Genomic DNA, 12982 nt, shown 5'->3' on the forward strand with positions numbered 1-12982 from the left:
ATACCATAAAGAGCCAGCCCACTCCTGAAGGCCACTTTGAATCCGTCCGTCATTACCAACAAGGTAGTAATCACCCCATTGGGATTTAACATAATCACGTTTTTTTACTTAATGTATAGTATGTTGGATCAAAGTACCAGTAGCTTCCAGCCCATTCTTGCACGCCTGATTGAATCCGACCATCATTACCAACTAAATACCATTCACCCCATTGGGATTTAATGTAGTCTTTCTTTTGACTAAGCAAATATGTTGTTGGGTCAAAGTACCAATAACTTCCGGACCATTCTTGCACACCTGATTGAATCCGGCCAGTACTATCTTTAAGGTACCAATCTCCCCAATCAGACTTAAAGTAATCCTTCTTTTGACTCAACGTGTAATTCGTCTTATCAAAGTCCCAATAACTTCCGGCCCATTCTTGCACACCTGATAAAGCCTTCCCATTATCCGTCAAATACCAACTCGTCCCTTTACCATTAATGGTTGGTAATTCTTGATATGCCTTTCCACTCGTGGTTTTACCATTATTATAGTAAGTCCACGATTTATCAGTAGCTTGTTGCCAACCGTTTTTTTACCGTATTTTGTTGATTATTATTAGCGGGAGTCGTTTGAGAACCATTACTATTGGTTTGCTTTACTTGCGTTGTATTAACGGACGTTGTCGGATTATCATTTGCAGTCGCAAAGGTACTATTAAGAGCCATTAAAGAAGCTGTTGATACTACTGTTGTTACAGCTGCCATGCACCACTTCTTTCCACTCTTATATAACTTAAATCGTTTTAAATTATCCATTAATCTTCCTATCCTTTTATTTTGATATTTTAAGTATACTAAAATTTAAGTACAAAAAAAACCACTGTGAACATTTTGTTAATAAATTGAAATATGTTCACAGTAGTTTGTTGTTGTTTTGTAATATTTTTATTATCCTAACAGATTCTTAACTGTTTGCGCAACTTGTTCAATCTTGTTAGCCCCAGTTGGATAATTATTCCCAAACGTATAAACCGCAATGGTATAACCATTATCCCAACCTTGCGGAATAAAACCAATACTGGAGACCCACCAAGCGCCATTGGAAGAATTCCAACCATTTTTAATGTAATAATTACTACTACCGGCTGAAATTCCCCAACGTTGACTTGGCGTCACGCTCCCCATTAGAGATTTAATCGTATTCTTGGAACTTTGATTTAGGTACCCATCATTTGGGTTCAAGTAAATTTCATGCAATAACTTTAATTGATCCGTTGCAGACGTTTCCGTCGTTCCCCAATGTTGATCAATGTACGATTCATTCATTCCTAAATCCCGGAATGCTTGGTTCAAATTACGGTTACCACCTAAATAACGATTAATAATCGTGGTCGTCGCATCATTATCACTATTACGAATCATACGTTGCGCTAAATCGTATTGCGTTCCATCTAGTTTACCGCCTGTATTATGTAATAACATTGCTAACACGGTAACCTTAATCGTTGAAGCCGTATGATACCGCATGTTTCCAGAATTGTTATAACTAAAAATTTCGCCCGTCTTTTGTGATTGAATGGCAACTTGAATGTTTGAACCAAGCGCATTCACCTTATTAATAATTGGGCTTAAATCACTCATCACTCCTTGACCATTAAAGGCATATAAACGACCATTAATCGTCTTTAATTGTGAAGTTAATAATTGACCACTTGGAGTTGCGTAATAACTTTTCCCATTAAACCAAACTTGCTGATTCTTGACTAATAAATATGTATTCGGATCAAAGAACCAGTAACTGCCGGCCCATTCCTGCACCCCAGATTGAATTCGACCATCATTGCCAACTAGATACCATGATCCCCATTGTGACTTGATGTAATCTTTCTTGGTTCTTAATAAATACGTATTCGGGTCAAAGTACCAATAACTTCCAGCCCATTCTTGCACACCGGATTGAATCCGACCGTCGTTGCCAACGAGGTACCATAATCCCCATTGCGACTTGACATAGTCACGTTTCGTACTTAATAAATAATTATTTGAATTAAAATACCAATAACTACCGGACCATGCTTGGACGCCACTTTGGGCGTGACCATGGTCCACTAAATACCAATTACCATTATTCGCTTTATCGTACGCCCGGCGCTTTGAGAAGGTATATGTGTTAGAATCCATATCATAAATTTGGCCATTAACTTGTTGAACCCCTGATTGAATGCGCCCATCTTCGCCAACCACATATTGATTTCCCCACTCGGAAACCAATTGACGTTTTTGACTTAATAAGTATGTATTGGGATCAAAGTACCAAAATGATCCCGCCCACGATTGAATTTGATTTTGTGCTTGACCATTATCAACTAAGTACCAATTTTCGCCAGTCCCGTTAATGGTTGGTAATTTAACATAATCTTTTCCTGTCTTAACTTGACCATTCGTATAATACGTCCAACTTTGGTCACTATTTTGTTGCCAACCATTTTTAATCATACTTGACACTGGTGAAGTAGACATTACTAATTGATTATTAGCTTTTGTTGCTTGATTTAAATTACTGGTACTAGTACTATCATCGGCTTGAACCAATGGTACATTAACCAGCATGCCACCAAATACCACTGTTGCTATCAACAGTGAGGCTTTAACGTTCCTTAAATTCATCCTAATTACCTCTTTATTTAAATAACGGTAATATTATACTGTATATCATAAAAAAACTTCAATAACATAAAAAAAGCAGCCTACCAAAAACGGTAACTGCTCAGATAAATATTTAGTTATAGACCAAATTGTAAATCATGGGCTAATTTAGCTTGCGTAACACCAAAACGATTTAAGTACCCATATGGATCGGTGTGTCCACCACCATACCATACGTTATTGGTTACCCAAAGGTGAGATTTGATTCCTGGTGTATCCTTTCCACCCACATCAAGAGTTAATGGAATTCCATAAGCTAATGCGTATGAACGAGCCAAGTTCACATAGGCTTTGTAATCTTGCCAGAATTGATTAGCATTCCAAGTCCGACCAAGTTCAATTTGGACTGGGGCATCAATATTCGCTCCCCCAGCAGCCCAGGAAACTTTCCCCGGTTGAGATACTTGATAAATTTTACCACCGTCACCAACTACAAAAGTTGAATAAACTCCCTTGACGTTTTCGTTATTTACACTCGCCTTAGTTTGATTGTAGAAGTAAGCCGCATTCGCAGCAGCCCCCGTTTCAACACCAACTTCATGTAGAATAATATATTTATTATTAGCGGTCCGTTCGTCACCCCAAGCTTGGTTAATCATGTAAGTTTTAATCGTATCAATATTCACTAGATTTAGCGCCTTAACCCGACCATCTTGATCAGCGTGATATTTAACTCCATTGATATAGAAATCCTTATTCTTAACCAATAGATATGATGCAGGATCAAAGTACCAGTAACTTCCAGCCCATTCTTGCAAGCCAGATTGAATTCGACCGTCATTTCCAACGAGGTACCAATCACCCCATTGTGACTTGATATAGTCGCGTTTCTTACTTAAAAGATACGTAGCTGGATCAAAGTACCAATAACTACCAGCCCACTCTTGCACACCACTTTGAATCCGACCGTCATTTCCAACAAGGTACCAATCACCCCATTGCGACTTAACGTAATCTCTCTTTTGACTTAATAAGTACGTTGTTGGGTCAAAGTACCAGTAACTACCCGACCATTCTTGCACGCCGGATTGGATCCGACCGTCGTTACCAACCAAGTAATATAATCCCCATTGGGACTTGATATAATCTTTCTTTTGACTTAATAAATATGTCGTTGGATTAAAGTACCAGTAACTGCCGGCCCATTCTTGCACACCACTTTGAGCTTTACCGTGATCAACTAAATACCAACTACCATTGTTTGCCTGAGCATATGCACGCCGATTTGAATATGTATAAGAGCTAGGATCCATATCATAAATTTGGCCATTAACTTGTTGAACCCCTGATTGGATCCGACCATCTTCGCCAACCACATATTGATTCCCCCACTCGGAAACCAATTGACGTTTTTGACTTAATAGGTAGGTATTCGGGTCAAAATACCAAAACGATCCTGCCCACGATTGAATTTGATTTTGCGCCCGACCATTGTCAACTAAATACCAGTTTTCGCCAGTCCCGTTAATGGTTGCTAACTTAGCATAATGCCGTCCTTGTTTAACTGATTGGTCGTTTCCCACATAAGTATAACCACCATTTTCTTGTTTCCAATTAGCTTGCGAATCATTCGCCACTTGTTGACGATTAGCAGATTGATTCGTTGCTGTTGGTGCTAATGACGTAACTTGAGTTGTCGATGGTTGTTGTCCTGTTTCGTCAGCTGATACCGAAATGGTTCCTAATGCCAACGTAGCAACGGCTACCCCCAACATCGTCGTAACCCACAGTTTACCTTTTTTTTGTATAATTTAACTTTCAAAATTTGTTCCTTCCCACTAATCAATAAAATTTAATTTTTAATACCAAGAAGTAAGTATATACAAATCCATGGACAAAAAAACCTCCACATCAAGTTTGTAAACAAATTGCAAACTGATTTAGAGGTTTGTTAATAAACTGTAATATTAAGGGAGTATATAGCGAATTGGTTTAAACTTCCGTAAACCAATCACAATCGGAACTAATGAGAAATAAATAATAAATGGCCAAATTAATACATGAATCGGGTTTCTTAAAACACCAAGATAAAGTGACCACTTACTTTCATCAACCTTAAAAAACAGTAAATCAAGAAATTCCAGAGCTAATGGATGCAAGATATAAATTCCTAACGTCGCACTAGCTGCTAATTTGAACCCATTTGCCCACTTAGATAAATCAAACCGTTCTGTTAAATATTTAATACCTAAGTAAAGTGACGCAGTATAAAAAAATAACGTAACATGATTCAAAACAAGATATTCAGACTTAGTCAACGCATTCAAAATGTTTACAATTAGAACAATGAACCCTAACCCATATATAATTCGTGATTCACGATATGTAAACAAATCATTTTTAACTAAATATCCAAACACATAATATATTACCCATGATCCAGTTAATATCGGAACCCCAAGATTCGTTTGATTATACTTGAAACCTAAAACAGCAAATAAATTTGGTAAAATTTCCGCAACAATCATTCCAACGTAAAATGAATACTTTAGAATCAATTCATTAAATTTTGCTACTACTGCCAATAATGGAGTTGCCAAATACAATTGAATAATTACAAAAAAAAGAACCAAAATAAATTATCAATACGATTATCAGAAAAGCGTTGAATAAAGTCATGTAACCCTAATTGGGGATGATGAATCACGCCCGGGAAGGCGTAGTATTTATAACTATACAGATAAAAGAATACTGACCAAAATAACAGTGGCACAACCGTTTTTAATATTCTCCTTTTGAAAAAAATCTTCGTTGAATATCGATCTAAGTAGCTTAAATTGGTTGCTCCTGAATTCATAAAAAAACAACCCGACCGCCGGTAATGCCACAACTTGAATAACGTTAGCTAATATTGTTGTCAATGCATTTGGATTACCAAAATGAGCAATTTGAGCTGTATGCTGAACTATTACTAAAAAATTGCTAAACAATTAACAATATCAATATATACGTATCGTTTCATTTACTCTCTCCGTTTTATAATTCCAGTTTCCCTCATTTGTTTTGTAATTGGAGCTTGAAGGACAAAAATACCAACTGCATATGATAAAACCCCAACTAACACATCTAGGGCCAAGGTAATAATATTCATCGGTAGATTGTCAACCACATAATTAACAATTACAAACATAAGTCCACCGGCTAGCAAGTATTTCCAACTACCTTTAAATAATCCCCGTCTCGCAATTGTACTCCGAACTACGTATAGTTGAGATATTGTTACCGCTAATTCAGCTGCAACTGAACCAACTGCAGCCCCTTTCGCTGACCATATTGGAATCATAAATATATTTACACAAACATTAATAATTGCTCCAACCGTCACGGTAGTAGTAAATTCTTTCACGCGATTAACCGGCATTAAATATTGCATACCTAACACGTTACTCCATGCAATTAAGATAATAACGGGGGCTTCCCAGAACATGATTTCACCCGCGTGAACGTAATCTTGTCCTAAAAACCAGGGAGCAAATTGATGACTAATGGCCATAATTCCAAACATTAACGGAACAGCTAACGAAGTCACAAAATCAAACGATTTATATAAACTCTCACGAATTCCATTCACATCTCCCTTAGCAAATTTATTCGCCATATTAGGAAGCATTACCGTCCCCGTAGCTGTTACTAATGAGAGAATCACCTTTATAATTCGATCTGAATAATCAAATTGCCCCAGTGCATCTGGGGTCCCAAGTTTACCTAACATAATCTTATTTACCACCAAGTAAATTTGAACCGTAATCGTTGGAATAAACAAAATCATCGATGGATACAAGTGCTTAAATATATTTAATTCTTGAATTGAAACTCGCTGAACTAAGCCACGTAAATATGGCCATAACGTCAAATTACCTAAAAATTGCGCTCCGCTCAACAGTGCCACATACTTCCACAAATCAGCTTGATCCTTAATTAATAAAAAAATTAAAATGATGGTTGTAACTTTAACTAATGTATTTCTCACCACCGTTTTCTTAAAGTCTTCCATTCCCATGAAAAACCACGAAACATCGATTGCCGTTGCCAGAATCCACAAAGTTTGAATTAAATAATAAACTTTAAATGTACTACTGAACATAAAAACAACTGCAAGATAACTGATTAAGGCAACAAATATTGTTAGTAATTGCAGTAGTTCAATACTCCAAAAGATTTTAGAACGTTCCTTAATATCATCACGATGATATGCAATTTCTCGATTACCATAAACCGTAATCCCCAATTGACCGATTAGGTAAAAAATCGTGACCCATCCATTTGTATAGGTATATATCCCTGATTCATGTGCTCCTAATACTCGCGCCACATAAGGAGTAGTAATTAAAGGCGCCAGCATAATCAATAATTGATACGAAGCATTATACAAATAGTTTTTAATAACTTTCATAATTAATTTTTCACAATCTTTAAGTAGGTTAACCAACCATATTTATATGGTATGTATCCACAATTCAATAACATCATTGCCAATCGGTCACGCTTTGGAACCCGTGCATCGAGCTTAAGCTGATTAGCATGATCTTTAATAAAAGTAATCAAGTTTAAACGAACAGACCGAATCGCTTGTGAACGTTCATTTAATGTTTGGTTAAGCGTACTGAACCGCGCATAAACCTGCCGGCGTAAAGTTGCCTGCTTTAAATTTGGATATTTATCATTCACAAACGCAGCCATTTCATCAGTCATTTCTAACAGATCCAACTTATCCGGACAATAAGTACTGGTCGTAATTGAATTTGGACGTAAAATGTAGAAATATTTGGCAATAAAACCACACTCAATCGTTCCAGCTGCATCTAGTAAACGATAAGTAGTCCCCATGTCCTCAAATTTCTTTCCAACTGGAAATGAAATATCATCAAATAGACTACGATGATACAATTTAGCCACCGTACAAGTATCGACTAATTCACCATAACACATACTAGCTAAACAATCTTCCGCTCTCCAGGTTGCAATCGAACCATCCCCCGCATCATAACTTTTATTTTTACCATAATATTCAACCATCAATGAACACATTGATAATTTAGATTGAAAATTATTACGAGCGATTAAATGATATAAAAATTCGACATAATCAGCTGACACATAATCATCTGGATCAACAAAAACGACATATTCACCAAGCGATTCACTAATTAACCGATTCCGAGCAACTGAAACACCTTGATTTGACTGATGAATCACCCGAATCCGTTTATCATTTTGGGCCAATTCTCTAGCAACAGACAAGGTTTCATCGGCACTTCCATCATCGACTAAAATAATTTCAATCTTTTGATAGGTTTGACATTGAATCGAATCAACACACTTTTTATATATGGAGCCACATTATACATTGGCACCAAGACACTAATCAATGGTTGGGAATCCATAGACTTGCTCCTTTTTGTCTTACAACTTCGCCGTCAATTCCACATCTGGGTACTTTTGCTTGAACCAGTTTTCCGCAAATTGGTTTTCGAATAAGAATAATGGATCGCCATTTAAATCCTTAACCAAAATGTTCCGTGACGATGACATCTTAGGATCTAATTGGTCCGGATTAATCCACCGCGCCGTCTTGTTGCCCATTGGTTCCATAATCACTTCCGAATTGTATTCATTTTGCATCCGGAACTTGAAGACTTCAAATTGTAGTTGCCCGACAGCCCCGAGAATATAATCACCCGTATTATAGTTTTGGTACAATTGCACGGCCCCTTCTTGGACTAATTGGTTGATCCCCTTGTGGAAGGACTTTTGTTTCATCACGTTCTTCGCTGATACGCGCATAAACATTTCGGGGGTAAATTGTGGTAACTTTTCAAATTTAATGGCATCCTTGCCCGTATAAATTGAGTCCCCAATTTGGAAATTACCAGTATCATATAACCCAATAATATCCCCGGCCACGGCCTTTTCGACGTTTTCCCGGGTATCAGCCATAAATTCAGTCACATTAGATAAACGAATTGGTTTCCCCGTCCGTTCTAACGTCACATCCATCCCACGGTCAAATTCACCGGCACAAATCCGCACAAAGGCAATTCGATCCCGGTGCTTTGGATTCATGTTAGCTTGAATCTTAAAGACAAAGCCGGCAAATTGATCGGATAATGGATCAATCGCATCTCCGGTTTCCGTCTTATGAGCACTTGGCGCGGGGGCATATTGTAAGTACGTTTCTAAGAACGTCTTGACCCCAAAGTTAGTTAACGCCGAGCCAAAGAAGACTGGCGTTTGGTCCCCCGCCGCAATCTTTTCGGCGCTAAATTCACTCCCGGCTTCGGTAATTAATTCCATGCTTTCGAGGGCATCTTCCCATTCACCTTCACCAGCCAATGGATTATCCCCAATCACTTCTCCATTTTCATCTAATGGTAAGTAAGGATGATTTTCATCCGCTGGGTGCGTCAAGGCTACCCGGTGGTTATGCCGATCATAAACCCCCATAAATTGGCGTCCCATTCCAATTGGCCAATCCATTGGATACGTTTCAATCCCGAGCGTTTCTTCAATTTCATTCATTAAATCCAATGGTTCACGGGCGTCCCGGTCATACTTGTTAATGAACGTGAAAATTGGAATTCCCCGCATTTTACAAATTTGGAAGAGTTTACGCGTTTGCGGTTCAATCCCTTTGGCCCCGTCAATTACCATCACGGCGGAGTCAACGGCCATTAATGTCCGGTACGTATCTTCCGAGAAATCTTCGTGTCCCGGTGTATCCAAAATATTAATCCGCTTGCCATCATAGTCAAATTGCATTACGGAACTCGTCACCGAGATTCCCCGCTTTTGTTCGATTTCCATCCAATCAGACTTGGCGAAGTTGTTACTTCCCCGGCCCTTAACAGTTCCGGCTTCGCGGACAACGCCCCCAAATAACAGTAACTGTTCGGTAATCGTCGTCTTCCCGGCATCGGGGTGTGAAATAATCGCAAAGGTCCGTCGTTGATTAACGGCCTTCGCTAACTCATTAGAACTTGGCATGCTAGTATTCCTTTCGTTTTATACAATCTTTTTAATTATACTATAAAACCACCCATCAATACGATAGGTGGTTCTAAGTTTTAAATCAATGTAATCCTAATAACATTAACCAGTAATAATAAAATAATAATTAATGATACAACTAAAGATAATAATGTATACCAATGAGGCTGAACTATAATTTTAATATTATGTTTTCCTGAATCAACTTGATCAACCTGAATTGTTCCTCGACTACTCTTATGATACTTCATCAGAAAATCATCAATTGTCACTCTATATTTAAAATTATCTAGTAAAACTGGTAAATCTAAGTTTCCATCATGATTTAAAGTAATTTTATAATTTGCTTGATTAATATCAAATTTACTGTTCGATTTAATTTTATGATTATTCGATAACACATCATGTTTAAAAATTTCTTGAGCATGATATTTTTGTATGGTACTAAGGTAATCCTTTGGTCCGCCAATTTCATGGTAACTATTAATCATTTCAATAAAACCATGATTATCAATCTAAATTTAGAATATAATAGTCTGTTTTTATATGTCGCTTTTTCAGTTAATGGTTGTTGATTTTGTCCAGATTGATTAAAATTATACATTTTATTTAAGTTAATCGACATTACACACGCAAAAATCAACAATGATGACTTTAATGATTTTTCACTAGTAAAAATAAAACTAAACAACAAAAATAATACTGAATAAATTAAAAATCTAAATGAGAATTGTAATATTTGAATTTGTGGAATTATCTTAACGATAGGATCCCATGGAAATAAATCTGTTGAAGCAACTGTAAATAAAACTCCCAAACCAAAAGAAAGTTTTTCCAAACATCCCTAAGTTATGAAAATCCATAAAACAAACCATCATAACTACAATCATTACTATCCCCATATTGAGAACTAAGTGTGCTGGAACATCACCTGGTGAGATGATATTATCTAATGAATTAATAATTAAATTCTTAAATGACATCGCACCAAAATATCGATCTGGACCAACAACTCCTCTCCCAACATATTGAGTAAACATGGAAACTAAAACATACAAACTTCCTAAAATATATACCCCCGCAACTTTAAAATATTCATTAATTCTACTTTTGAATTTTTGACTGTCACTAATTAGTAATACTAGCAAACTAATCAAAACCATTACATTAGTAATTAATGCCATTAAAACGTGCGAATTGGTAATCCAAATAAGAGAAAAAGCTAATAATTTCCATCGATATTGATTTAATTTTTTCGATACTGTTTTTGGTTTATAAAACGCTACTATTGAACTAACAATTATTGGCAACACCATAAATGATAATATTTCCCCTAATTCAAAAGCAAACCAGTATACAAAAGTCATATAACCCGAACTAACATAGAATACAGCTGCCAAAAAAACTATTATTTATTTTATGTGAAATGGCCTTAGCTGATTTATAAGTTATAATTTCAGTCAACCAAATTATAAACACTAAAGATGTATAATATGCCACTATTGGATTATGAATCAATATATAAAAAGGAATAACTAATACTAAAGTTAAATTAGGATAAAAACTATTTATCGGGTATCCAACCTTATTAAAGGTTAAAAAAAATTAGCCCACGGATATTTTAAATTTACTAACGACTCTTTCAGCTCATAAATTCGATTTAAATGAAAATGCATATCTGATCCTGAATATACATATCCACTTCTAAAAGGAAAAATTACAAAACTTATAGCTAATACAAAAAAATAAAAATAAAATAGATTTTCTTTTGATAACCTTAATTTTAAAAATCTATTCATTTCAACTAACCCACCTTATTTTTAAATAATTTTGTCCAACCAATCAAAGACAACAACAAGGTAATCCAAGTTACAATAGATATTACATAACTAATTTTATCAATCACTGAATAATGATATCTTACAGATACTTTTTTTTATTTATTTTATCCAATATTAAATTAATTCTACCATCATCACTTTTATCAACATTAATTTTTTTTATTACCTTGATATACTTCATAATTTTTATAATAACTAATTGGTAATGTTACCTTTTCGTTCTCATTAACATTTGGAATTTCAATAATTTGTTGATTTGGTTTACTTTTAACCACCATTTTTTTGTTTCTTTCCATTTACAGTCCCTATATGCTTTTGTAAATCAGTTAGACTACCCAAGGTAATCTTAGGAGTGTACTGGTCATTATTAGAATTAACATTAAAAAAATTTTCCACGACTAAATGGTGTCCCCCAATTATAATAACTTCCCCAGGATTCTTGATAATATTTAGTTTGCAACAAAGTATGGACACTTGATACCCAAGATCCAAAGAACAAAATAACCAAAATTAATACGCTACAGTACTTGTATCCATCTTGTGTAAATTTAATTTGTTCGGATAATTTAGCTGCATAGATTGACAAACACAATGTTGAAATCATCAAAAATCGAAAGGGGAATTGAACTACCGATACTGGAGTATTTTGTAATAAAAACCAAGGAAAAATTTTAGAAGCACAAATAAAATTAATTATTCCGATTAAATAAATTAACCGATCTTGATTTGTTACTCGTTTCCAATAAAATACCCCAGCAAACATAACAAGTATCAATGAAATACCAACGCTATATACACCGCCAGATTCAATTTGAATCATCGAATTATTTACTCCATAAGTAAATAAAGAATCTAAATTAGCTACTTTTTCAAAAACGTCAACCGTGGCTGGACGATTATATTTTTGGAACATTAACTGCTCGATAAACGGAACCAGGAATATTAACGATCCAAGGATTGATACAATTACTGATAGTATCATTGATTTAATAATTTTAAGTTTTTCATTTAAAAAGTAAATTAAAAATAAAAAGATAACCGCAATACACAATGCAACAATAAAAGCACTCAGAATATGAGAAAGTAAAATCCCTATCATTCCAATCGATAAATATTTCCACTCTTTATACTCACCGTGCAAAATAGAGTAAAATCCAAAAAAATGCTAAAGGCAAAAAAAGTCATCGCTAAATATTCACCCATTGCAAAACGAGTAAATGCATCAATTGTTCGATATGTTGAAAATGTATATAAAATTGCCCCAATTACAGCAGCACGATTAGACATTCCTATTTTCTTAATTACAAAATGAAAAATTATAAAAGTTAGGAAAGTATATCCTGCAATTCCAACATAAATTCCAGTAACAATATTCTTGAACAGGAATGATATTGTAGCAATAGGAATTAATGTGATTTCTGGATAAAAAAAATTCCTAATGGATACCCCATTCGTCCATTCGTG

11 protein-coding genes are annotated in these 12982 nt (G+C 35.4%); all 11 read right to left on the bottom strand.

The genetic code is table 11. The features are described 5' to 3' along the window. Positions 1-94 precede the first annotated feature (94 nt). Positions 95-457, bottom strand: a complete 363-nt coding sequence (locus JCM14505_RS04755; RefSeq protein WP_054653304.1) for a hypothetical protein — start codon at positions 455-457, stop codon at positions 95-97. A gap of 94 nt (positions 458-551) precedes the next feature. Next, positions 552-800, bottom strand: coding sequence for a KxYKxGKxW signal peptide domain-containing protein (locus JCM14505_RS04760; RefSeq protein WP_054653305.1), 249 nt, complete (start codon positions 798-800; stop codon positions 552-554). Between the two features lie 132 nt (positions 801-932). Next, positions 933-2651, bottom strand: a complete 1719-nt coding sequence (locus JCM14505_RS04765; RefSeq protein WP_056995424.1) for a serine hydrolase — start codon at positions 2649-2651, stop codon at positions 933-935. A 116-nt stretch (positions 2652-2767) separates the two neighbouring features. Continuing rightward, on the bottom strand, positions 2768-4405 hold the full coding sequence (locus tag JCM14505_RS09595; RefSeq protein WP_054653307.1) for a peptidoglycan recognition protein family protein: 1638 nt from the start codon (positions 4403-4405) through the stop codon (positions 2768-2770). 192 nt (positions 4406-4597) lie between these two features. Continuing rightward, the gene (locus JCM14505_RS04775) at positions 4598-5215 is read right to left on the bottom strand and encodes an acyltransferase family protein (protein ID WP_156249840.1); all 618 of its coding nucleotides are present in this window, start codon (positions 5213-5215) and stop codon (positions 4598-4600) included. Positions 5216-5652: 437 nt separating this feature from the next. Further along, complete coding sequence (locus JCM14505_RS04785) at positions 5653-7083, bottom strand: flippase (protein ID WP_054653350.1); 1431 nt, start codon at positions 7081-7083, stop codon at positions 5653-5655. Between the two features lie 2 nt (positions 7084-7085). Then, the gene (locus tag JCM14505_RS04790; RefSeq protein WP_082405629.1) at positions 7086-8021 is read right to left on the bottom strand and encodes a glycosyltransferase family 2 protein; all 936 of its coding nucleotides are present in this window, start codon (positions 8019-8021) and stop codon (positions 7086-7088) included. A 72-nt stretch (positions 8022-8093) separates the two neighbouring features. Next, positions 8094-9674, bottom strand: coding sequence for a peptide chain release factor 3 (locus JCM14505_RS04795; RefSeq protein WP_054653311.1), 1581 nt, complete (start codon positions 9672-9674; stop codon positions 8094-8096). An 80-nt stretch (positions 9675-9754) separates the two neighbouring features. Then, a complete protein-coding gene (locus JCM14505_RS04800; protein WP_054653312.1) occupies positions 9755-10168 on the bottom strand; it encodes a hypothetical protein in 414 nt (137 codons plus the stop codon). A 267-nt stretch (positions 10169-10435) separates the two neighbouring features. After that, positions 10436-11077, bottom strand: coding sequence for a hypothetical protein (locus JCM14505_RS04805; protein ID WP_156249841.1), 642 nt, complete (start codon positions 11075-11077; stop codon positions 10436-10438). 820 nt (positions 11078-11897) lie between these two features. Continuing rightward, the gene (locus JCM14505_RS04810; protein ID WP_156249842.1) at positions 11898-12659 is read right to left on the bottom strand and encodes a 6-pyruvoyl-tetrahydropterin synthase-related protein; all 762 of its coding nucleotides are present in this window, start codon (positions 12657-12659) and stop codon (positions 11898-11900) included. Positions 12660-12982 lie beyond the last annotated feature (323 nt).

The sequence above is a fragment of the Limosilactobacillus equigenerosi DSM 18793 = JCM 14505 genome (assembly GCF_001311375.1).
Lineage (GTDB): Bacteria > Bacillota > Bacilli > Lactobacillales > Lactobacillaceae > Limosilactobacillus > Limosilactobacillus equigenerosi.